This is a genomic window from Rhizobium sp. 05N49, assembly GCF_056396805.1.
The window spans coordinates 211,111-231,140 of record NZ_JBFTME010000001.1 but is presented as its reverse complement, the minus strand read 5'-3'; the positions used below and the strand labels follow the sequence as shown (position 1 = coordinate 231,140).

The following is a 20,030-nucleotide window of genomic DNA, read 5'->3' as shown; positions in this document are numbered from 1 at the left end:
GGGCGATCTCAGGGAACTTTGCGGAGAAGGGCAAGAAGAACGGGCACGCCGAGTATTGCGGTGACCACGCCGATCGGGATTTCTTCGGCGCCCCCGACGAGGCGGCCAACGAGATCGCCGAGCGTGACGAGAACCGCGCCGAGGACGATCGTCAGGGGAATGACCAGCGGGAAGTGGCGGCCGGCCAGGAAGCGGGCGAGGTGGGGAACGACAAGCCCGATGAAGATGATGGGGCCGACCGCGCCGACCGCGCTTGCTGCAAGGGCGCAGGACACCAGAAGCACCAGGGAGAATTGCCTGCGGTAAGAAAGGCCGAAGGAAGCGGCGACCGAGGCATCCAGCTGCAGCAGGACCAGTGGGCGATAGATCAAGGGCAGGACGGCAAGGCCTGATATCGTGAACGGCAAGAGAAAGAGCGCGTGATCCCAGGTGCGGGCATAGAGACTGCCCGAGAGCCATTCGAGAATGATTTCTATCCTCGCCGAACCCCAGCCTGCGATCAATCCAATGGCGAGCGCATGCAGAAACGCTCCGATCGCGATGCCGCAGAGGGTGATCCGGAGAGGGCTGAGATCGAGCCGGAAGGCCAGCAGATAAATGATCCCGCCTGCCGCCAGACCGCCGGCCAGGCCGGCCGCCGGCAGCCATGCGATCGGCAGTTCGGCGAGCGTGTTCGAGCCCGGTTCGAAAATATAGACGGTGAACAGCAGGAATATCGTCACCGTCAGCGTCGCGCCCTGCGAGACACCCATCAGGGAAGGGTCTGCAAGAGGGTTCCGGGTGATGGTTTGCAGCAGGAGGCCCGCGACGGCGAACTGAATGCCCGCCAATATGCCGGTGACGATCCGCGGCAGGCGGATATCGATGATGATCGAACGGGCTTCCGGGGACCCGTGTCCGCTCAGGGCGGCGGCGATATCTGCGGCAGGAATATCCACCACGCCCAGAAAGACCGCGGTGACGAGAGACAGGACGACAAGCGCAAGGCCTGATGGCAGCAGCCAGGCGGCCGATCGGGTCTGTGCCGGGGACGCCATGATCATGCGACATCCCGCTGGAAGTCGAGGCGGCCGCGCTGGATCAGGTAGACGAAGACCGGCCCGCCAAGGAGCGCGGTGATGATGCCGACCGGCAATTCCTTGGGAATGGCGATCGTTCGGGCAACCAGATCCGCGCAGGTCACGATAAATGCTCCAGTTGCCGCCGTCAGCGCGATCTCCCAGATCGTGCCCTGCGGCTTGATAAGACGAGCGATGTGCGGGGCGGCAAGGCCGACGAAGGCGACCGGGCCGGCCACCGGAGCGACGCCGGCCACGGGACAGATTGCGAGAATAAGCAGGACCGGCTTCCAGACGTCGAGCTGCAGACCCATGGCCGCGGCCGCGTGCTCGCTCAGCGCAAACATGGCGATGACCCGGTGCAGCAATAGGGCTCCGACAACGCCGACGCCGATCCACGGCAGCATATGGACCAGGTGCGACCATGTGCGGCCCTGGAAGCCTCCCGATAACCAGAAGAGAAGGGCGGTCGACTGCGGCCCTGCGAGCAGCAGGACATAGATCGTGATGGCGCCAAGGAAGAGCGAAACGCTGACGCCGCCGAGCGCAAGGTGCAGCGGGCGTCCGTTGCCGCCTCTGGCCACCCAGAAGGTGACCGAAGCAGCAGCCAGTCCGCCGGCGAGGCCAACCAAGGGGTAATACGCAGACGAGATCCAGGGCAGGAGAACGAAGCACCCGACGATCGGCGCGACCGCGCCCGCAGTGACGCCGGTGATGCCGGGATCGGCGAGCGGATTGCGCGTCAGCGACTGCAGAAGATAGCCCGACACGGCAAGACCGGTGCCCGCGACGGCGGCTGCAAGGCTGCGCGGCAATCTCAAGGTCCACACGAGGATCGAGTCGATCTTTGCATCCGGGGCAAAGAGCACGCGCAGCACGGTATCGAAGGAGAGCATCTTTGCGCCCGGCAGCAAGCCAGCGAGCACAATCAGCAGTGTCGCGGCGACGACGAACCCAATGGCAAAAGAGGATTTGCGAGCGTTCATCGTCGTCGCGATCAATCGGTTATCTCTGTGCTTCGGCCGGAATGATCTTGGCGGCTTCCGCCCGCACGTCGACTGCCGGGAACGTCTCCGGATAGAGGTAGTGAGCCGCTTCGCGCAGCACGACCGCGCGCGCGATGGGGCCGTTCGTTTCGACCCACTGGTCGCCGACATAGAACACCCGCTTGTTCTTCACGGCAGTCAATTCCTGCCAGATCGGGTTGTTTTCATGCGGCCGGTCGGGACCTGAATCGTAGATGAAGAGGACTTCCGGATCCTTCTCCAGCATGGTTTCCAGGCTGAGATCGATGCCGAACTCACCACCCGGCGTCATGTTGCCGGCGATATTGTCGCCTCCAATGGCTGCCAGGATCGAAGCGGAGGTGTTTTCGGTGTGGAACGCGAACGGCGTTTCGCCGCCCCACATGATCGCGAAACGAGGATGGACATCCTTGGGGGCTTTGGCGGCATAGTCCGCGAGATGCTCCCGGAATTGCTTGTTCAACTGAACGCCGCGCTCCGGGTTGCCGAGGATTTTCGAAAGCTCGGCGATCTCGCGATCGCTGCCATCAAGCAGTTCCATATTGTAGGCGACATAGGGGGCGATCTTCTCAAGCTGCGGCGCGTTGCCCACCGTGTAGCGGCGGATAGCCACGATCAGGTCGGGCTTTGCTTCGGACAGAAGCTCGAGATTGGGTTTTGCCCGCTGGCCGATCTGCTTCATGCCGGCAGTCATGCCGAGGAGAAAGTCCGGCTCGCGCCCTTTTGTCATGTAGGTGCTGGCCACGGGCTTGATGCCGAGGGCGAGGGCGACGTCATCTGCGAAATAGGAAATTGCCGCGATCCGCTTGGGCTGGACGGGAACCTCGACCGTGACGCCACGGTCGTCGATTACAGAGATGGTCTTACCATCATCAGCGAACACGGGGGCACTCGCGATCGCGGACAAGAGGCCGATGAGAGTTGCGAATTTCCGGACGTTGGTGGCCATTGCGTATCCTCCACAGACTAGGCGGAGTCGCTTTAGGCGTTAAAGAAGAGTTCTGCAATCCACTTTTAGATCCGACGCCGACAATTATTTCCGGTCCTCATGCGAAAGGCGGCGGCGGACGATGCTCGCGTGCAACCTTGCACCGTGGAGCAGTCCGTCATCATTGAAATCGAAGGTCGGATTGTGCAGCGGTGCGGAATCCTCGCCATTGCCGAGGAAGACGTAGCAGCCGGGTGCCAGGCCAAGGAAACGGGCGAAATCCTCCGATGCCGTCATCGGTTCCTTCCGGATCTCGATACTGGCGGGATCGAAGACGTCGCGGGCGGCGGCGAGCGCCTCTTCGGCAAGGGCGGGGTCGTTCAGCAGAGGAACGAACTCCCGTGTGTAGGTGAGTTCGGCGGTGAGGTTGTAGGTGAGCGCCGTGCCTTCGGCGATCACCCGCATCTGCTTTTCGATTTCGGCGCTGACATCGGGGTGGAAGCTCCTTGCGTCGCCGAAGATGCGGGCAAGGCCGGGCAGGGCATTGCGGGTGCCGTCGGTCAGGAGTTCGGTGACGGAAACGACGCCGATATCGGTGGGGTCGAGGCGGCGCGAGACGATGGTCTGCAGGTTCATGACCAGTGCGCAGGCGGCAACCAGGACTTCGTTCGTTGCATTCGGGCGGGCGGCATGGCCGCCGGTGCCCTTGAGCACGATCTCGAAATTGTCTTCCGCCGACATGAGGGCGCCCGGGCGCGTCTGGAAATGGCCGACGGGCAGGCCCGGCAGGTTGTGGATGCCGTAGATCTCGTCGAAGGGGAAGCGTTCGAAAATCCCGTCCTCGATCATGGCGAGCGCGCCCTTGCCCCATTCCTCCGCGGGCTGGAAGATGAAGCGCACCGTGCCGTCGAAACCGCCGTCTTCGGCAAGCATTCTGGCCGCACCGAGCAGCATGGCGGTGTGGCCGTCATGGCCGCAGGCATGCATGACGCCGGGATTGCGGGAAGCATGGGGCCGGTCTGCCTGTTCGGGGATGCGGAGCGCATCCATATCGGCTCTGAGCGCAATCGAGCGGTTGCCGCTGCCGCGCTTAAGGGTGCCGACGACACCGGTGCCGCCGATCCCTTCGGCGACATCGTCGAGGCCGAATTCGCGGAGCTTTTCGGCGACGAAGGCCGAGGTCTGCTTCTCCTCGAAGCCGAATTCCGGATAGGCATGGAGATGGCGTCTCCATGCGCGCATGTCGGCGGCCAGTCGGTCGAGATCCATTGTCATTTCTCCTCCGTCAGGCTGGTGACGACATCGAGCAGGATGTCGGCGCCGGCGACAAGATCATCATTTTCGGTGAATTCCCTGGGATTATGGCTGATGCCGCCCTTGCTCGGCACGAAGATCATCGCCGATGGCGCGATGCGGGCGATCATCTGGGCATCGTGGCCGGCACCCGAGGTCATGCGCCTGCAGGGCAGAGCGCGCGCTCGGGCGGCGGTCTCGATCGCGGCGACGATCCGCTCGTCGAATTTGACCGGCTCGAAGCGGGCAAGCCGCTGCACGGAGATTGCGACCTGCTCTTCGGCCGACAGGCTTTCGAGGAAGCGGGCAAGGGCTGCCTCTTCCTCCCGCAGCCGGTCCTCGTCCGGATCGCGCAGGTCGACCGTGAAAATCGCCTTCGAGGGGATGACGTTGATGGCGTTCGGCTGGAATTCCATGCAGCCGACGGTCGCGACCGTCGGCGTGTTCGATGCCATTGCCCGCTCGCGCAGGAAGGTGATGACGCGGGCGCTCGCATGGCCGGCATCGCGCCGCATGGTCATCGGTGTGGTGCCGGCGTGGTTGGCGTCGCCCTCGATCGTCACGCGCTGCCATGAAATGCCCTGCAGGTTTTCGACTGCGCCGAGGGACAAACCCTCGCGCTCCAGAACCGGACCCTGCTCGATATGGAGTTCGATATAGGCATGCGGCGTGAGGAAACCCGGTTTCCTGTCGCCCGCATAGCCGATGCGCTTCAGCTCGTCGCCGAGTAGTGACCCGTCCGTTCCCGCGGTTGCCAGCGCGATCTCCACATCGAGCCCGCCGGCATAGACGAGCGAGCCCATCATATCGGGCGCATAGCGTACGCCTTCCTCATTGGTGAAGGCGGCTACGGCGATGGGGCGGGACGGCGCAAAGCCCGATGCCTTCAGCGTTTCGATGACTTCGAGGGCCGAGAGCACGCCGTAGCATCCGTCATAGATACCGGCGTCGATGACGGTATCTATATGCGAGCCGAGCAGAAGCGGGGCGCGATCCTGCGTGCCGTCGGGCACCCAGATACCGAAGATATTGCCGATCCGGTCGATGGCGAGCTCGAGTCCGGCGGCTTCGATCCAGGCGACGAGACGATCGCGGCCGAGTTTGTCCGCGTCGGAGGCGGCAAGGCGCACCAGCCTGCCATCCGCATCGCGGCCGATCGCGCCGAGTTCGGCAAGCCGGCCTAGGAGCCTCGATGCATCGATGGATGTCTTGCTCATTCCGCACCTCGCGACAGGACCGCATCCGGCGAGCGTCCGACGATCTCCTGATACCGGCCGGGATCGGTGGCGCCTTCCGTGTTCACCACGAAGATGCGCGAATCCGGGCCAAGGGAAAGGGCGGATTTCGCCGCAGGGTCGGCGAGCGCTTTCAGGAGACCGGCAAGGCCGACACCACCGCTTTCGCCGGCGACGATGGCAGGATCTCCATCCAAGGGCTCGGCAAGCCGGCGCATGACGGAGACCGCGTCTTCCTCTTCGACGGTCATGAAAGCATCGGCGGTGCGTGACAGGATGCGCCAGGCGACAAGCGAGGGCTCGTAGCATTCCAGCATCGCCATGACCGTCGGTTCGCCATGGGCGATGGTGACGGGCCGGCCGGCGCGCGCGGTTTCGAACAGGCAGGCGGCGCGGGCGGGATCGACGACGGTGAAGACCGGACGCTGTGCGCCGAGCACGATTGCCAGATGGCCGGCGACCGCAGCGGCGATGCCGCCGACGCCGGACTGGATGAAGACATGCGTCGGCGGCTGCGGCATCTGTTTCAGCGCTTCGCGCACCAGCGCGGTATAGCCCTGCATGACGAGACCGGGGATGCGCTCATAGCCGGGCCAGGAGGTGTCGGACACGACGGTCCAGCCGCGTTCTTTTGCGACGCGGGCGGCGTCCCTGACAGAATCGTCATAGCTGCCATCGACCCGGATCATCTCGGCGCCGAAGCGGGCGATTGCGGCGACGCGTTCGTCGCTGACGCCGGCATGGACGAAAATTGCAGCGCGCGCGCCGACAAGGGCGGCGCCCTGGGCGACCGAGCGGCCGTGATTGCCATCGGTAGCGCAGGCGAAGGTCCTGGTCTCCGCGAGGTTTCGCAGGTCCGGGGAGTGCAGGTCTGCCATCTCGACCTTGCGTCCGAGCTTTGCTTCCGCTGCCTCCAGAACGAGGCGGATGACGGCATAGGCGCCGCCGAGCGCCTTGAAACTGCCGAGCCCGAGCCGCTTTCCCTCATCCTTCACATGGATCGCAGCAACGCCTGACGCGGCGGCAAGCGCGGGCAGGGAGACGAGCGGCGTTGGCGCATTGTCGTCGCGATAGCGCAGGTGGTCTTCGACGGCAGCGGCAGCGGTAGTGCCCAGTGTCTCTGCRTCCGCCGCTTCGAGCGGATGTCGATAATCGCTTGTCGTGTTGAGAATGAACATGAAGGCCTCGCTTGCTTCCGCATGGAATCATATTGCAGAGCGAGCGAAAAATGCGCTGATATTGAAGGACGTTTTTGCAAGTTTGTTTCATGAGGGATGCCCATGCCTGCCTCTTCGATATCAGCGCTCGATGCCTTCGACCGCAAGATCCTCGAGATCCTCCAGCGCGACAACACCACGCCGCAAAGGACGATCGGCGAGGCCGTCAACCTTTCGGCGCCGTCAGTGCAGCGGCGTATCAAGCGGATGACGGAGGAAGGCGTGATAAGGGCCAATATCGCCGTGCTCGATCCCGCCGCCGTCGGGCAGGCAATCACCATTTTCGTCGAGATCGAGGTCATCAGCGAAACGGCCGAGCAGATCGAAGCGGCGAAGCGGGAATTCGCCGCCGCTCCGGAAATCCAGCAGTGTTATTACGTGACCGGCGAGGCCGACTTCGTGCTCGTCATCGTCGTGCCCTCGATGGCCGATTACGAGGCGCTGACGCGGCGCCTGTTCTTCGGCAACAACAATGTGAAGCGGTTTCGCACGTTCGTCGCCATGGACAGGATCAAGGTGGGCCTCGGCGTTCCTGTCTGAGGGGCTCCGGGTTTCGAGCCCGGAGATATTTCGCCGTCACACGGCAAGGGCAGCCGCATTCCGCGTACGCCTCAGCAATTGGCGCAGTGAAAGCGCATGCAGGACGAGAGAGGTGGGCACGGTGAAGGCCGGAATGATGGCGGTGGGGTAGGTCCCGGTCGTCAGGTTGGGATGATCGAGGGCGAGCTGCTGCAGGGGGCCGGGCGTCGTGAGGGCGCCGAGCGTGACTGCGACGAGGAGATCGGCCATGCCGAAGAGATTCCAGAACAGAGCCGCCCGGGCGCTGCCTGGCCGGCCGCTTGCAAGCAATACGGCTGTCGGCAAGGCCATCAGCCCGGTGATCACGTCACCGGTGCCGGCAGGAAGGGCAAACACGCCCGGCGCCGTGCCGGCCAGCCAGTTGGCGAAGAACAGGCCGCCGATCACCCTGTAGGCCTGCAGGCCGATCAGCCAGCTGGCGGGCATGGCGTCGAGCAGCAAACCGATCCGGTCCGAGCGCGACAGGATCGTGATGACGACCGTCGTCGGCACGACGATCATCAGCGGCAGCAACGGGATTGAAATTGCTCCCGGCAGGAGTAGGCCATCGGCGACAATGATCCAGGCCGCGCCGTGCCATAGGGTCAGCGGAGCTGCGATCGCAAGCCAGGTCCATGTTCGCTCCGACGTGGTGAAGGCGGTGCGCGACAATGCCGCCCAGGTTCCGCCGAGCACGATGAGATGGACTGCGATGCGCGCGACGAAGATGGACAGGTCCGAGCGCTGAAGCTCCGGTATTGCGACAAGGGCAGCGAACCAGAGGGCTGTTGCCGCCGCGCTGCCGGCGAATGCAAACGTCGGGGTAATGGAGGTTGGGGTTGAGTTCGGCGCCAATGTGAGATCCTCCCGTTTTGGCAAAACCGGTGATGTGTTGCAGCGATCCGGCTCGATCTCGATCGGGCATCGGCCCGCATGGCTGCGATCAATGGGAGTGGGTCACTCGCCAATGATGTTTATAACTCTTATAATAAGAGTTACTGTGCGGCAAGCAGTTTGCCAGTCCGGTTTGTCGCAGGCCACGTGGCTGTCGAGCTTTCTTGAAACGGTCATTCCGGCAAACTAGTGTGGCTCTCATGATGAGAGGTGCCGGCAATAACGCCGGTGCCGGGAAAGGATCCGATGCGGTCGAAGGGTTTCGATGGAATGGTGTGCTCGATTGCCGGCGTCATGGCGGCGATCGGCGATCGGTGGGGGCTGCTGATCCTGCGCGATCTCGTCTGCGGTCTCAGCCGCTATGAGGATTTTCGCCAGTCGTCAGGCATCACCAATGCGACGCTCAGTGACCGGCTGAAGCACCTGGAAGCCAATGGCCTCATCGAGCGGCGGCGCTATCAGGTGAACCCGGAACGGTTCGAATATCTCCTGACCCGAAAGGGCTGGCAGATCGCGCCCATCATGCCGGTGCTCGCCCAGATCGGCGACAGCCTCGGCATGTCAGGTGCTTCGGGACCGCCCATGACCTTCGTCAATCGCAAGACGGGCGCTGAGATACGCTGGGGTTTCATCGATCAGAAAACCGGCGAAGCTGTGAGCCCGGTGGATCTCGAGATCAGGGAAGGCGATGGTGCGGATGACGCCGTTCGCTGGCGATTGTCCCACGCTGCGGACCGTCGTCAGGCCTTGGACGATATTCTTGCTGCCTCGGGTGGGGCAACGAATGGGCAACCGCAGAAGCCTGCGAGGTAGGCGCGGTTCCCGATTGGGATCGAAGATCGAATTCACGCGGTTCACCAGCAAGCGGGAGGTGCCTATTCATGCTGATCATTTTCGGCGGTTTGCCGGGGTCGGGAAAGACGACGATTGCGCGTGCCCTGGCGAGGGAGCTTGGGGCGGTCCATCTGCGTATCGACACGATCGAGCAGGCCATACGGGCATCGGACACGTTGAGATCGGAGGTCGGCCCGGCAGGCTACATGGTCGGATACGGGCTCGCCGAAGACAATCTCAAGCTTGGCAAGATTGTCGTGGCGGACTCGGTCAATCCCCTGAAGGTGACCCGGGATGCCTGGCTTTCGGTTGCGGCGAAATCGGGCGTGCCGGCCATCGAGATCGAAATCGTCTGCTCGGACCGGGATGAGCATCGCCGACGGGCGGAGACGCGTGCAAGCGATGTTCCGGGGCTGAGAAAGCCGAGCTGGGAAGAGATCGTCACACGCGACTATGAGGATTGGGGCGCAAGCCCGATCGTGATCGACACTGCGAAACAGAGTGCGGACCAAGCGGTTGCCGAACTGATATCAAGGCTTGGAGGAGGCCAGCATCGGCAATAAAGGCGAGACCTGCGCCCGCCAGGAGCCCGCTTCATTGACCTTGAACTGCATCCGGGCGCTAATGGACCGGTATCGTCACCGCCTGCAGGCAAGGAGGATGCGATGCTGCTCAAGGGCGAACGGACCTTCGTTGTGCGCGACGCGGGAGGGTTCGTCGCGCACGTCAACATGCCCGGATGGATAAAGCCTAAGCCTGGGGACCATGGCCACGGGCCGCTGGCGATGGTGGTCGAGTCCATCCTGCATCCGGGCCGGCGTGTTGCCATGCACGAGCATCGCAACGACGAAATCATCTCCTGGGTGCCTGAAGGCGTCATGCGCCATGAAGACAGGGCGCGGGGCCGGCTGGTATGCGACAGCGGGCATCTGATGGTCATGAATGCCGGCCGCGGCTTCTGGCACTCCGAGGAGACGCTGGCCTCCGATCCGCCGCTGCGCATGCTGCAGATCCTGGTGCGGCCCGATGCAGTCGACCTCGAACCCGGCATCCAGTATGGGGCAGCGCCTGACGGCGCGCCCAATTGCTGGCGGCACCTTGTCGGGCCGGAAGGCGGCGATGCGCCGTTCTTCGTTCGCAACCGGATCGACTTCTTCGATATCCGGCTGGGGGCGGGCATGCGGGTGGAGTTCCCCCATAAGCAGGGGTGCGAGCTGTATTTCTATGTGTTCAGCGGCGCGGTTCTCGCCGGCGGGCAGGCCTTTGGCGAAGGCGAGCAGGGGCTGCTGCTGTCGGACGAAGTTTTGACGGCAGAGGCGGCGAGCGACTGCGTGATGGTGGCCTTCCTGGTCGATCCACGAGCGCCTGTCACGCGGCATGGCACGGTGGCCGACACCAGAAAGATCCCGCCGCCCATCGTGATCCGTATCGTGAAACGGTGGCAAGGGTTGAAGCGGTTCTGGCGGCTGGGGTGAGGATAGCGACGGGCCTCAGCTCCAGTATTTGACCGCGTAGACGATCGTCATCGCAGCGCCGGTGACGATGACGAACCAGCGGACCACGATGGCCGGCAGCACGCGCACGAGGGTGCCTCCGAGATAGCCGCCCAGCAGGGCGCCAGACAGCATCGTCAGGGTCTCCGGCCAGCGGACGGCGCGCTCGGCGATGAAGATGACGACGGCTGCCATGCTGACCGAGGTCGCAAGCAGGTTTTTCAAGGCTTTCACCCGGCGGATATCGTCCGGGTCGGCAATCGAGAGAACCGCCGTCAGGATGACGCCGAGGCCGGCGCCGAAAAAGCCGCCATAGATCGACGAGAGGCCGAGGACGGAAACGCCGAGGCCGCGTGAGGGCTCGGCATCGCCGCGTCTTGCTTCCGCCCAGGCGGCGATGCGCGGCGAGAAGAGGAAGAGCAGGGTGGCAATGCCGATCAGGGCCGGAACGGGCAGGACGAAGAGCCGTTCGGGCAAGGCGAGCAGCAGCAGCGCGCCGATGGCGCCGCCGAGGAGACAGACGAGCACGGACGACCAGAGTTTTGCGTCGAGTGGCAGTACCTTGCGGCGATCGGCAAGCACGGCGAGCAGATGGCCCGGCACGATCGCTACCGCATTCGAGGCATTGGCGGTAATGGGCGGTAGGCCGGCTGCGAGCATGGCGGGGAAGGTGAGCAATGTCGCGCCGCCGGCGAGCGCATTGATCACGCCACCCGCGACGCCTGACAGAAACAGCAGTAAAACGATGCCCGATGTCATTGGCCGCCCCCATCTCCCCGACATGTCTCTCGATGCATCGGGGGCATGGAAAGGACAAGCCGTCGATAGGCCGAGGGCGTTCGCGCCGTGAAATATTCCGCAGGGGGCGCCATTCATCCGCCGATAACGGCCGATCGTGCCTCACCCGTTTGGGCGACTTGCGCAAGCTCGGCGCTCGCGCTGCCATGGGCAAGCGGGCTGCGGGTTTCGGCATGTCAATCGTGGGTTCAACCCGGGGAGGGGAAGATGCATGATTTCAAGCAATATTCCGGTGTGGCTTGCAGCTGCGGCAGCTGTCCCGATCTGCCCGACGATCAGGGGCGGCGGCGTTTCCTGTGCAGCGCGCTGGGAGGCGCGGCGTTGGCGGCCGGGATTGCTGCCGCATCCGCCGGGCCTGTTTCGGCGCAGAGTACGATGATGCCGGACGAAGCGCTGAAGGCGATGATGGAAGGAAACAAGCGGTTTACCGAGGGGCGTCTCCAGTCGCTCAACGAGGACCTGTCGATCCTCAAGGCGAAGACTGCGGAAAAGCAGGAGCCTTTCGCGGCGGTGCTCTCCTGCGCCGATTCACGCGTGCCGGTGGAGTTCGTCTTCGATCAGAGCATCGGCCAGCTCTTCGTCGTGCGCGTCGCCGGAAATATCGCCACGCCCGAGATCATCGCCAGCCTCGAATATGGCGTTGCCGTTCTCGGCGCGCGGCTGCTGATGGTGCTCGGCCACAGCAATTGCGGCGCGGTGAAAGCCACGATCGACGGCAAGGCCGTGCCCGGCCAGATTGGAGCCCTCTATGCGCCGATCTGGCCTGCGGTAAATGCTGCGGGCAACGATCTCGAGGCTGCCGTCGAGGCCAACGCCAAGATGCAGGCGACGCTGATCAGCCGGAGTTCGACCGTGATTGCGGGCGCCACCAAGGAGGGAAAGCTCAAGGTCGTCGCGGCGCGCTACGATATCGCGAGCGGGGTCGTGTCCCTGCTCGGTTCGTGAATGCGCTTTCTTGCGGAATGGGATAGGTCTACGGGCTGTCAGCGCGGAGATCGTCATGTCTGGTGACATCCTTGCCCGTTCGTTCGGCCGGCAAGCCTTTGGACTGAGCCCTGAAAACTATCACTTGGCCCGGCCACCCTATCCTTCCTCGGTGTGGGAGGTGTTGCGGCAGCGGGCGGGTTTGCGATCCGGTATTTCGATGCTGGAGATCGGGGCAGGGACCGGGCTTGCTACCGAGCATCTTCTGGATCACGGGCCGCAGCGGCTTCTGGCGGTCGAGCCGGACAGCCGGCTTGCGGAATTCCTGCGAGCGCGGCTGCATCGCCCCGAACTCGAGGTCGTCGAGCAAGCATTCGAAGAAGTGGACGAAGCTCCGGAGTCCTTCGATCTCGTCGTCAGCGCAACGGCATTTCATTGGCTCGATGCCGTTCCGGCGTTGCGGCATATCCATGCCTTGCTTCGACATGGCGGTGCGGTCGCTCTGATCTGGAACGTCTTCGGGGATAGTATCAGGCCAGATCCGTTCCATGAGGCGAGTGCGCATCTCTTTGCGGGGCATCGCGCAAGTCCATCGGGCGGGGGAACGACGCAGACGCCTTACGGGCTCGACAGCGAGGCCCGGCTCCGGGATTTCGAGGCGGCCTCATTCCATTGCGATCCGCCTGTCATGTTCGAGTGGACGCTGACGCTCGATCCGCCCGCGGTGCGGCGGCTCTACGCGACCTATTCGAATGTCGTGGCATTGGAGGCGGAGAAGCGTGAAGAGCTGCTGGATGCGCTGGAAGATCTCGCAAGGGGTGATTTCGGCAGTGTCGTCACCAGGAACATGACGACATCGGTTTTCATCGCGAGGCGGAAGTAGAGGGAATAGCGGTAGTCTCAGGCAGGCTCGCTCCGGTGATACTTCCGATGGGCATTGCCATCCCCTCACGACGTTGCCGCATCTAAGCCCTTGGGTGACACTTGCCCCCCAAAGGTTGGTGGCCGGTCTAGAGAATTTGTCCTTAAGAGCATGTGTGCTGCGTGCCTATTGGCCGGTAGCCTAGTGATGATGGCCTAGGGCGAATAAGGCCGCGTTGGGCGGCCTTGCGTCCAGTGAGCCGGGCAAACAGTCTGGCGCTTTGAGTGCGCGTGGTTGATAGTTGAGGGTGGGTTCCCATGGTTTCAGTTCAATATCCCAATTCCGCACGCATCAGCGATACCTATCTCCGGCATCGCTCCGATGAAGATAACAATGCGTCGGAAAGCCATCTGCCGTCGCGCTACGTCGCCCAGGATACGGTCGACTGCCTGCATCACGACCGGATGTATGCGTCGCTCAATCCGCTCCTCAGCCACGCTGCAGGCACGAGCTGGATGACGGTCGGCGATGGCCGCTTCGGGACCGATGCCAATTTCCTGCGGCCGCACGTTCAATCGGTTCTTGCAACCAGCATTTCGGCATCGACGCTCGAAATTGCCAAGCGGCGAAACTGGATCGACGGCTATTCGGAAGAGAATGCCGAAAAGATATCCTTCGACGACGAGCAATTCGACTATGTGCTGTGCAAGGAAGCCTATCATCACTTCCCGCGGCCATCCGTCGGCCTCTATGAGATGCTGCGCGTTTCCCGCCTGGGCGTCGTGCTCATCGAACCATTGGATGGCCATTCGCCGCTTGGAAACCTCAAGAGAAGCATCAAGCGCTTCCTGCGCGGCGAGCATGCTTACGACCAATTTGAGCCTGTCGGCAATTTCGTCTTCCGCCTGTCGCGATCGGAAACATTCAAGATCATGACGGCGCTCGGATATTACGGGATCGCCTGGCGGCCCATGAACGGCTTCTGGTGGGGGCCGCTCAGCGGCGCAAGCAAATCGAAATCTTCTGCGCGGCTGGCGGGTTACTGGTCGGGCATCTATGCGCAGGATATGGCTTGCAGCCTGCGGCTGCTGTCGCCGGGGCTGGTGACCATGATCTGCCTGAAGAAACCGCCTGCTCCGGAGCTTCTTCGCGACCTGAAGAAGCAGGGCTTCCGGATCGAGGTGTCGCCGAAAAATCCCTATACTTGATCATCCGGTAATCTGTCCTGCCCGGGCAAGGTGGCAGGCATTCGCGTCGGATCAGATCGCCGGTCCCGGCCGGATGCGGCTGCCGTCGGTGAAGCGCGACAGCCGGAAGCGGTTGAGATCGTGGCCGGGGGCGTTGCCCTGGATCAGGTCGGAGACGACGCGGCCGATGCCCGGGCCGATACCGAAGCCGTGGCCGCTCATGCCTGTTGCGACGAAGAGGCCGGCGATGGCCTCGGCGCGGTCGACGATCGGCACGATATCGGGCATGGCGTCGATCATGCCGGCCCAGCTTGCCTTCAGGCGCACGGTTCCGAATTGCGGGAAGAGGCGCTGGAAATCGCGCCTGATCGCTTCGAGGCTGGATTGTTCGGGTGCGGGGTTGAGCACGCGCATCCGTTCGAAGGGGCTCTCTGCATCCGCAGTCCAGTTGCGCGGGGTCGACCAACCGTCCGGGAAGCCTTCGGGAGCCGCGAGCGAATAGCGTGTGCCGAACGGGTGAGCCATGAGCGCCGGCAGGTATTTCGTCGCGTGGCGGAAGGCATCGGGGCCGATATAGAGGCGATGGTCTCTCGGCGCCAGCGTGTAGCCGCCATCCTGCCTGCGGCGGAAGGCGACATCGGCCCCGGCGGCCGCACCTGCGTGGATTTCGGCCAGGGGCTCGGTTGCGGCAACGGTGGCGCGGACGGCGAGCTGCGGGATGGAGACGCCGTGTTTTCTCAGGAAGAGCGACGACCAGGCGCCGCCGGCGACGAGCACGGTCGAGGTCTCGATGCGACCGGCCTCGGTCCAGACGCCGCTCACCTTGCCCGAGGAGATATCAAGGGTTCGCGCCGCGCAGTTCTCGATGATCGTGACACCCAGACGGGCGGCGAGCCTGGCAAGAGCGGGCACGGCGAGCCATGGCTCGGCGCGCATGTCCGACGGCGTCGTCATGGCGCCGGCGAATTTGCGGGACATGCCCTGGAAGAGGGAAGCCGTCTGCCCGCCATCGAGCAGGCGGGTGTCGAGATCGTAGGCGCTCGCAAGCTTCATGAAGGTCTCGAAGCCGGCCATCTCCTTGTCCGAGTTGGCGAGATAGGTGACGCCGGTCTTGAAAAGGCCGATATCCTCGCCGCATTCTGCCGCAAGCTCTTCCCAGAGGCGGCAGGCCTCGATGACGATGGGCAGTTCGTCCGCATCACGCCCCTGCTTGCGGATCCAGCCCCAGTTGCGCGAGGACTGCTCGGCGGCAATGCGGCCCTTCTCGATGAGCGTCACGGAAATCTTGCGCTTTGCCAGGAACAGCGCTGTCGAAACACCGATGACGCCGCCGCCGATGATGACGACGTCGGAGGTTTTCGGAAGAGGGCCGTGATGCTGGATGGGGTCGTTTAGCGAGAAGGGGAAGGCGGGCAAGTCATGCGTCCTGAAATGCTGTTCGATGGGGTATGAGTGCTAGAGGCTCCGCTCCCGCAATTCAAGCCGATGTCATCGCGGTCGCGGGCTTGCTCCTGGTCGAATAACGAGAAATTCGTCACCAACATCGCTGTCATGCAACGACGACAGGTTGCATAGCCGGCGGGGGAAGTGCTAGGCGAACTTTCATGACGGGACGCCCGGCCTCGCGAGAGGTTTGTGGCTGCCCTGGGCTGCAGAACCACGGTTGGGCGATGACGACCTGCATTTATGTGATCAATCTCGACCGCTCCACGGAGCGGTGGAATGCCTTGTCCGATCAGGCCGAAGCCTTGCAGTTCGATCTCATTCGCGTTGCCGGCGTCGACGGTCGGGAGGTTCCCGCGGATCAGCGCGTGGCCTGTGACGAGCGCGCCTTTCAGCGCAACAATGGCCGCACCATGCTGCCCGGCGAATATGGCTGCTACCGGAGCCATCTGAAGGTGCTCGAAGCCTTTCTGGAGACCGACAAGGCCGCCTGCATCATCGTCGAGGACGATATCATTCTGTCTGCCGATCTCATTGCGCGCGCCGAAGCGGCAATCGCGGCGGTGCCGGGTGCCGATGTGATCAAGCTCTTCAACCACCGCATCGTCGGTTTCAGGCCGGTTGCCGCCTCGGCAGTCGGCGATGAGATCGGGCGGGCAACGCATGGTCCACAGGGGTCGGCCGCCTGCTATGTCGTAACGCGGATGGGCGCCCTGAAGCTCCTCAAGGCGATCGGCACCATGCGGTTTCCCTGGGATGTCGAACTGGAGCGGGGCTGGGCGTCCCGGGCGCGGATCTACACGACCCGCCAGAATGTAGCCGTCGTAAAAGAGGGCGGCTCGAACATCGGGACACGGTCGGTTTACAGGGCCACCAAATTTCCCTGGTGGAGGCGATTACCGACCTATGCGATCCGCATTGCCGAGACGGCCCGCAGGATCAACTACGCATTGAAAAAATAAGGCGCCCGGACACCGACCGCTTTTCAGGGCGCGCAAGCTTGCAATTGCCGGCAAGGTCGGTCACACGACTTTTTCTGGCACTTTGGCAGGCTGTTTTATCGGCGTTACAGTCGTGCGGGACAGTGCCGCAATTTTTCAAGAATTAGTTCAGCGGGTTACCCAAAAAATGGTTATTCCGTGGCTAAAAGCTTACGATTCTGTATAGTTACGCAGTCTTGTTTGCGTAGGATCTCCGATGTAGATCATCGTCGAAACCTATCGGGAAGTGTTTCGCCAACAACTCAACTCGGTCGGCTATCGGTCTGAGGTGTATTGTGAGCGCTCGAAAAGATTTCGTGGGTGAGTTGCATCCGCGCGCCTATGAGGCTGTCGATACGGCAGCGTCTCATAAGTTGAAAATCCTGCATGTCCTGTTCTCCTCCAGGGTCGCTGGATCGGAACGATATTGCGCTGATCTTGCCAACGGGCAGGCTTCCCTTGGCCACGAGGTTCACGTTGCGGGACGATACGGCTCGCCGATTGCCGGCCTGCTCTCGAAAGAGGTGGTTTTTCACGGTTTCGCTTTCCCGTTTCTGAGAGGCCCGAGGCTGCGGCGGCTGATGGATCGGGCGGGAATCGAAATTGCGCATGGGCATCTCAGCCACGGCTGCAAGGCGCTTGCCGCAGCGCGCGACAGTGTCACCAGGGTCGCGACCCTGCATGTCGGCTACAAGACCAGGCAGCATGCCGGCCTCGACGGGGTGATCTGCGTCAACACTGCCCAGTCGACGCGGCTCGGCACATTTGACGGTCAGTCGACGCTGATTTCCAACTGGCTGCCCGATGTCACATCGACCGAGAGCACGGATCTGCGCGCGCAGCTGAACTTGCCGCGCGGAACACGGCTTGTCGGCAGCGTCGGGCGTCTRCATCCCAGCAAGGGCTATGATGTGCTCGTGTCGGCCTTCCGGCGGTCGGCACCCGACAATGCCGTTCTCGTCATCGTCGGCGAGGGGCCGCATCGCGCCGCGCTGGAGAAGCTCGCGAAGGGCGACAGCCGCATCCACCTGCTCGGCCATTGCAAGAATGTGCCAGGGTTCCTGCGCAACCTGGATCTCTTCGTCTCACCGTCGCGAGAAGAGTCTGCAGGCCTTGCCATTCTCGAAGCCATGCACGAGGGGCTGCCGATCGTTGCCACGGCCGCCGAAGGGCCGTCGGAATATCTGCGCGAGCAGCCGGTGACGTTGGTCGCGCCTGGCTCCATCGATCAGCTGGCCGAAGCGCTTGCCGATGTCTTGCGGGAACAGCCTGTTGTCCGCCTGTCGCGCGTAGGCTACGACTTGGCTCCTTTCTCCCGTTCGGCTGGTATTGCGAATGTTCTCGATTTCTATTCCCGGCTTGCCCGCGCAGCCGCAGTGCCGGCTGTGCCCGACATCGATCCGCCGCGGTTGATCTATGCGTCTGAAGCCCAAGAGTGATTTCTGGCAGGTGGGCATCGTCCCGGCGCCCGCCGATACGCTGCTCGATGCCAAAGCCTTGGCGAATTCTTCCGATCGCATTACATGGCTGCCCGATCCGGGGCCGTGGCGATATCTTGCCGATCCCTTCGCCGTGAGGAAGGGCGACAGCCTGCACGTTTTCGTGGAGGCTTATGATTACCATACCAAGCACGGTTTCATCGAGCGCCACGAACTGGTGGGGCCGGACCTCAAATGGCGCGGCAAGGCGGTGGCGCTCACCAGGCCCTTTCATCTCTCCTATCCCTTCCTGATCGAACAGGATGGCGAGGTGCTGATGATGCCGGAAAGCCATAAGGCGGGGGAGGTTGCTCTTTACCGTGCCCGCTCGTTCCCGGATGACTGGGTGCGGGAGACCGTGCTGCTGACCGGTATGCCCGTTGCCGAGGCCTGCCTTATCGAGCATCAGGGCAAGTGGTGGATGTTCTACACGCTCGTCGGTGCCGGCGCGCGTGACCAGCGCGAGCTGCATATCGCCTTTGCCGATCGCCTGACCGGCCCGTGGAAGACCCATCCGCAAAATCCGGTGCTTGTGGATCGCTCCGGCGCCCGGCCCGGCGGCACGCCCTTTATCGGCGCCGATGGGCAGGTCATCCTGCCGGTCCAGGACTGCAGCGTCAGCTATGGCGGCGGCCTGCGCTTCCTGCGCTTCAGCCTGCTCAGCGAAACGCATGTGACCTGCGCGCATCTGCCGGCGCAGTTGACGGGCGATCTCGCCACTGCCGACTACCCCGACGGCCTTCACACGTTTTCCGCCTGCGGGGACCTGACGCTGATCGATGTGAAACGCATCGACAGATCCTTCGGCCGCCATATCGTCAACCTGAAGCGCAAGCTGTCGCCGAAGTCCGCCCTGCCGGCATTGGGCTGATTTCGGCCGTTTTGCCCTCGCAATCTGTCTCGACACAGGCGAAACTGTGCCCGGATTCGATTAAGGGAACGATCAAGATGCCTTGCCGGCGAGGGCGACAGTGGTCTGGGGATGAGCGATGACGAAGCCGATGCTTTCGCTGCAGCTCTATTCGATGCGCGGTCTCGGAGATCTCGGCACGCAGCTTGAAAAGGCGGCGAGCGCCGGTTACGGCGCCGTGGAGCCACTCGAGGGGCATCTGCGCGATGCCGATAATCTGCAGGCCGGACTTCTGAGGAACGGGCTTTCGGCGCCATCCGCCCATGTCGGACTGGAGGCGTTGCGCAGCGAGCGGCAGCGCTTTGTCGATGCCTGCCAGCAATGCGGCATCGGGCAGCTTTTCGTTCCGCATCCGGCGCCCGCGATGGCGAAGGAAACGAAAGCCGCATGGCAGCGGATCGGCCACGAGCTCGGGTCGCTTTCGGAGCAGATGAAGGCAGAGGGCATCGTGCTCGGCTATCACAACAAGATGGCGGGCTTCGAGCGCACCATTGGCGGGCGCTACGGCTTCGAGCTGATGTTCGAGGCAGCCAGGGGCAGCCCGCTTACCTGGCAGGCGGATATTGCCTGGCTGGCGCGAGCCCAGCCCAATGCCATCGAATGGATCAGGCATTATGCGTCGGTGCTGGTCTCCGTGCATGTCAAGGATCAGGCACCCGATGATATGGACCCGGACGAGGACGGCTGGGCGAATGTCGGCTCCGGCGTGCTGCTCTGGCCGTCGCTCTGGCGAGCGGCGGTTGCAAGCGGCGCGCGGCTCTTCGTCGTCGAGCACGACAATCCGCGGCTGCCCTTCGAATTTGCGGCCCGCAGCTATGCCTATCTCAGCCGGTTCCTGACGTAGACCTGCCGGCCATTCGCCGCCGCTCATCGCTGGAAATGTCGGGAAATTATGCAGCCGGGAACAATCATC

Annotated in this window: 20 protein-coding genes; 11 read left to right on the top strand and 9 right to left on the bottom strand. The window is 63.2% G+C overall.

Annotation, left to right across the window (positions count from 1 at the left end; genetic code table 11):
* Positions 1 to 8: 8 nt before the first annotated feature.
* The 6 genes from AC1DF8_RS01220 to AC1DF8_RS01195 all read right to left on the bottom strand — a co-directional run bounded on the left by AC1DF8_RS01220 (position 9) and on the right by AC1DF8_RS01195 (position 6,717).
* Entirely contained in the window at positions 9 to 1,043 is a 1,035-nt protein-coding gene (locus AC1DF8_RS01220; RefSeq protein ID WP_477994691.1) for a FecCD family ABC transporter permease, read from the bottom strand.
* On the bottom strand, positions 1,040 to 2,044 hold the full coding sequence (locus tag AC1DF8_RS01215; protein WP_477995051.1) for a FecCD family ABC transporter permease: 1,005 nt from the start codon (positions 2,042 to 2,044) through the stop codon (positions 1,040 to 1,042). The genes AC1DF8_RS01220 and AC1DF8_RS01215 overlap by 4 nt, the downstream gene beginning before the upstream one ends.
* 19 nt (positions 2,045 to 2,063) lie before the next feature.
* Positions 2,064 to 3,032: an ABC transporter substrate-binding protein gene (locus AC1DF8_RS01210; protein ID WP_477994689.1), complete on the bottom strand. Its 969-nt coding sequence runs from the start codon at positions 3,030 to 3,032 to the stop codon at positions 2,064 to 2,066.
* A gap of 84 nt (positions 3,033 to 3,116) precedes the next feature.
* On the bottom strand, positions 3,117 to 4,280 hold the full coding sequence (locus tag AC1DF8_RS01205; RefSeq protein WP_477994687.1) for a M20 aminoacylase family protein: 1,164 nt from the start codon (positions 4,278 to 4,280) through the stop codon (positions 3,117 to 3,119).
* Between the two features lie 2 nt (positions 4,281 to 4,282).
* Complete coding sequence (locus AC1DF8_RS01200; RefSeq protein WP_477994685.1) at positions 4,283 to 5,521, bottom strand: allantoate amidohydrolase; 1,239 nt, start codon at positions 5,519 to 5,521, stop codon at positions 4,283 to 4,285.
* Positions 5,518 to 6,717, bottom strand: a complete 1,200-nt coding sequence (locus AC1DF8_RS01195; protein ID WP_477994683.1) for a diaminopropionate ammonia-lyase — start codon at positions 6,715 to 6,717, stop codon at positions 5,518 to 5,520. Before AC1DF8_RS01195 ends, AC1DF8_RS01200 begins: the two co-directional genes overlap by 4 nt.
* Before the next feature lie 102 nt (positions 6,718 to 6,819).
* On the opposite strand from AC1DF8_RS01195, the gene AC1DF8_RS01190 reads away from it, so the two are divergent.
* Complete coding sequence (locus AC1DF8_RS01190) at positions 6,820 to 7,296, top strand: Lrp/AsnC family transcriptional regulator (protein ID WP_112969422.1); 477 nt, start codon at positions 6,820 to 6,822, stop codon at positions 7,294 to 7,296.
* 36 nt (positions 7,297 to 7,332) lie between these two features.
* Here AC1DF8_RS01190 and AC1DF8_RS01185 read toward each other — a convergent pair whose 3' ends face one another.
* Complete coding sequence (locus AC1DF8_RS01185; RefSeq protein ID WP_477994681.1) at positions 7,333 to 8,169, bottom strand: hypothetical protein; 837 nt, start codon at positions 8,167 to 8,169, stop codon at positions 7,333 to 7,335.
* 285 nt (positions 8,170 to 8,454) lie between these two features.
* Here AC1DF8_RS01185 and AC1DF8_RS01180 point away from each other — a divergent pair, with 285 nt between their 5' ends.
* The 3 genes from AC1DF8_RS01180 (at position 8,455) to AC1DF8_RS01170 (ending at position 10,517) form a co-directional block, all read left to right on the top strand.
* Positions 8,455 to 9,021 carry a winged helix-turn-helix transcriptional regulator gene (locus AC1DF8_RS01180; RefSeq protein ID WP_112546921.1) on the top strand — a complete coding sequence of 189 codons (567 nt, stop codon included), beginning with the start codon at positions 8,455 to 8,457 and terminating at the stop codon, positions 9,019 to 9,021.
* 68 nt (positions 9,022 to 9,089) lie between these two features.
* Positions 9,090 to 9,605, top strand: a complete 516-nt coding sequence (locus AC1DF8_RS01175) for a P-loop nucleotide/nucleoside kinase family protein (RefSeq protein WP_477994678.1) — start codon at positions 9,090 to 9,092, stop codon at positions 9,603 to 9,605.
* A 102-nt stretch (positions 9,606 to 9,707) separates the two neighbouring features.
* Positions 9,708 to 10,517: a pirin family protein gene (locus AC1DF8_RS01170; RefSeq protein WP_477994676.1), complete on the top strand. Its 810-nt coding sequence runs from the start codon at positions 9,708 to 9,710 to the stop codon at positions 10,515 to 10,517.
* A 15-nt stretch (positions 10,518 to 10,532) separates the two neighbouring features.
* Here AC1DF8_RS01170 and AC1DF8_RS01165 read toward each other — a convergent pair whose 3' ends face one another.
* Entirely contained in the window at positions 10,533 to 11,294 is a 762-nt protein-coding gene (locus AC1DF8_RS01165; protein ID WP_477994674.1) for a sulfite exporter TauE/SafE family protein, read from the bottom strand.
* Between the two features lie 246 nt (positions 11,295 to 11,540).
* Between AC1DF8_RS01165 and AC1DF8_RS01160 the strand changes: the two genes are divergently transcribed.
* The 3 genes from AC1DF8_RS01160 to AC1DF8_RS01150 all read left to right on the top strand — a co-directional run bounded on the left by AC1DF8_RS01160 (position 11,541) and on the right by AC1DF8_RS01150 (position 14,327).
* Positions 11,541 to 12,278: a carbonic anhydrase gene (locus AC1DF8_RS01160; protein WP_477994673.1), complete on the top strand. Its 738-nt coding sequence runs from the start codon at positions 11,541 to 11,543 to the stop codon at positions 12,276 to 12,278.
* A gap of 55 nt (positions 12,279 to 12,333) precedes the next feature.
* A complete protein-coding gene (locus AC1DF8_RS01155) occupies positions 12,334 to 13,140 on the top strand; it encodes a class I SAM-dependent methyltransferase (RefSeq protein WP_477994671.1) in 807 nt (268 codons plus the stop codon).
* Positions 13,141 to 13,436: 296 nt separating this feature from the next.
* Complete coding sequence (locus AC1DF8_RS01150) at positions 13,437 to 14,327, top strand: class I SAM-dependent methyltransferase (RefSeq protein ID WP_112969429.1); 891 nt, start codon at positions 13,437 to 13,439, stop codon at positions 14,325 to 14,327.
* A 51-nt stretch (positions 14,328 to 14,378) separates the two neighbouring features.
* Here the strand turns inward: AC1DF8_RS01150 and AC1DF8_RS01145 are convergent, their stop codons facing one another.
* Complete coding sequence (locus tag AC1DF8_RS01145; protein ID WP_477994670.1) at positions 14,379 to 15,722, bottom strand: NAD(P)/FAD-dependent oxidoreductase; 1,344 nt, start codon at positions 15,720 to 15,722, stop codon at positions 14,379 to 14,381.
* A 188-nt stretch (positions 15,723 to 15,910) separates the two neighbouring features.
* On the opposite strand from AC1DF8_RS01145, the gene AC1DF8_RS01140 reads away from it, so the two are divergent.
* The 4 genes from AC1DF8_RS01140 (at position 15,911) to AC1DF8_RS01125 (ending at position 19,961) form a co-directional block, all read left to right on the top strand.
* Positions 15,911 to 16,711: a glycosyltransferase family 25 protein gene (locus AC1DF8_RS01140; RefSeq protein ID WP_477994668.1), complete on the top strand. Its 801-nt coding sequence runs from the start codon at positions 15,911 to 15,913 to the stop codon at positions 16,709 to 16,711.
* Between the two features lie 335 nt (positions 16,712 to 17,046).
* Positions 17,047 to 18,168, top strand: a complete 1,122-nt coding sequence (locus AC1DF8_RS01135) for a glycosyltransferase family 4 protein (RefSeq protein ID WP_477994666.1) — start codon at positions 17,047 to 17,049, stop codon at positions 18,166 to 18,168.
* Positions 18,146 to 19,078 carry a glucosamine inositolphosphorylceramide transferase family protein gene (locus AC1DF8_RS01130; protein WP_477994664.1) on the top strand — a complete coding sequence of 311 codons (933 nt, stop codon included), beginning with the start codon at positions 18,146 to 18,148 and terminating at the stop codon, positions 19,076 to 19,078. The genes AC1DF8_RS01135 and AC1DF8_RS01130 overlap by 23 nt, the downstream gene beginning before the upstream one ends.
* Positions 19,079 to 19,196: 118 nt before the next feature.
* Positions 19,197 to 19,961 (top strand): sugar phosphate isomerase/epimerase family protein, encoded by a 765-nt coding sequence (locus tag AC1DF8_RS01125; RefSeq protein WP_018115227.1) that lies wholly within the window; start codon positions 19,197 to 19,199, stop codon positions 19,959 to 19,961.
* The last annotated feature ends 69 nt before the right edge of the window (positions 19,962 to 20,030 follow it).

What these genes read in the sequence shown, in the direction of transcription:
- AC1DF8_RS01165 (WP_477994674.1), bottom strand. Translation starts at nt 11,294, where the DNA reads ATGACATCGGGCATCGTTTTACTGCTGTTTCTGTCAGGCGTCGCGGGT.
- AC1DF8_RS01125 (WP_018115227.1), top strand. Translation starts at nt 19,197, where the DNA reads ATGACGAAGCCGATGCTTTCGCTGCAGCTCTATTCGATGCGCGGTCTC.
- AC1DF8_RS01140 (WP_477994668.1), top strand. Translation starts at nt 15,911, where the DNA reads ATGACGGGACGCCCGGCCTCGCGAGAGGTTTGTGGCTGCCCTGGGCTG.
- AC1DF8_RS01180 (WP_112546921.1), top strand. Translation starts at nt 8,455, where the DNA reads ATGCGGTCGAAGGGTTTCGATGGAATGGTGTGCTCGATTGCCGGCGTC.
- AC1DF8_RS01220 (WP_477994691.1), bottom strand. Translation starts at nt 1,043, where the DNA reads ATGATCATGGCGTCCCCGGCACAGACCCGATCGGCCGCCTGGCTGCTG.
- AC1DF8_RS01160 (WP_477994673.1), top strand. Translation starts at nt 11,541, where the DNA reads ATGCATGATTTCAAGCAATATTCCGGTGTGGCTTGCAGCTGCGGCAGC.
- AC1DF8_RS01175 (WP_477994678.1), top strand. Translation starts at nt 9,090, where the DNA reads ATGCTGATCATTTTCGGCGGTTTGCCGGGGTCGGGAAAGACGACGATT.
- AC1DF8_RS01130 (WP_477994664.1), top strand. Translation starts at nt 18,146, where the DNA reads ATGCGTCTGAAGCCCAAGAGTGATTTCTGGCAGGTGGGCATCGTCCCG.
- AC1DF8_RS01215 (WP_477995051.1), bottom strand. Translation starts at nt 2,044, where the DNA reads ATGAACGCTCGCAAATCCTCTTTTGCCATTGGGTTCGTCGTCGCCGCG.
- AC1DF8_RS01150 (WP_112969429.1), top strand. Translation starts at nt 13,437, where the DNA reads ATGGTTTCAGTTCAATATCCCAATTCCGCACGCATCAGCGATACCTAT.
- AC1DF8_RS01155 (WP_477994671.1), top strand. Translation starts at nt 12,334, where the DNA reads ATGTCTGGTGACATCCTTGCCCGTTCGTTCGGCCGGCAAGCCTTTGGA.
- AC1DF8_RS01205 (WP_477994687.1), bottom strand. Translation starts at nt 4,280, where the DNA reads ATGGATCTCGACCGACTGGCCGCCGACATGCGCGCATGGAGACGCCAT.
- AC1DF8_RS01210 (WP_477994689.1), bottom strand. Translation starts at nt 3,032, where the DNA reads ATGGCCACCAACGTCCGGAAATTCGCAACTCTCATCGGCCTCTTGTCC.
- AC1DF8_RS01170 (WP_477994676.1), top strand. Translation starts at nt 9,708, where the DNA reads ATGCTGCTCAAGGGCGAACGGACCTTCGTTGTGCGCGACGCGGGAGGG.
- AC1DF8_RS01190 (WP_112969422.1), top strand. Translation starts at nt 6,820, where the DNA reads ATGCCTGCCTCTTCGATATCAGCGCTCGATGCCTTCGACCGCAAGATC.
- AC1DF8_RS01200 (WP_477994685.1), bottom strand. Translation starts at nt 5,521, where the DNA reads ATGAGCAAGACATCCATCGATGCATCGAGGCTCCTAGGCCGGCTTGCC.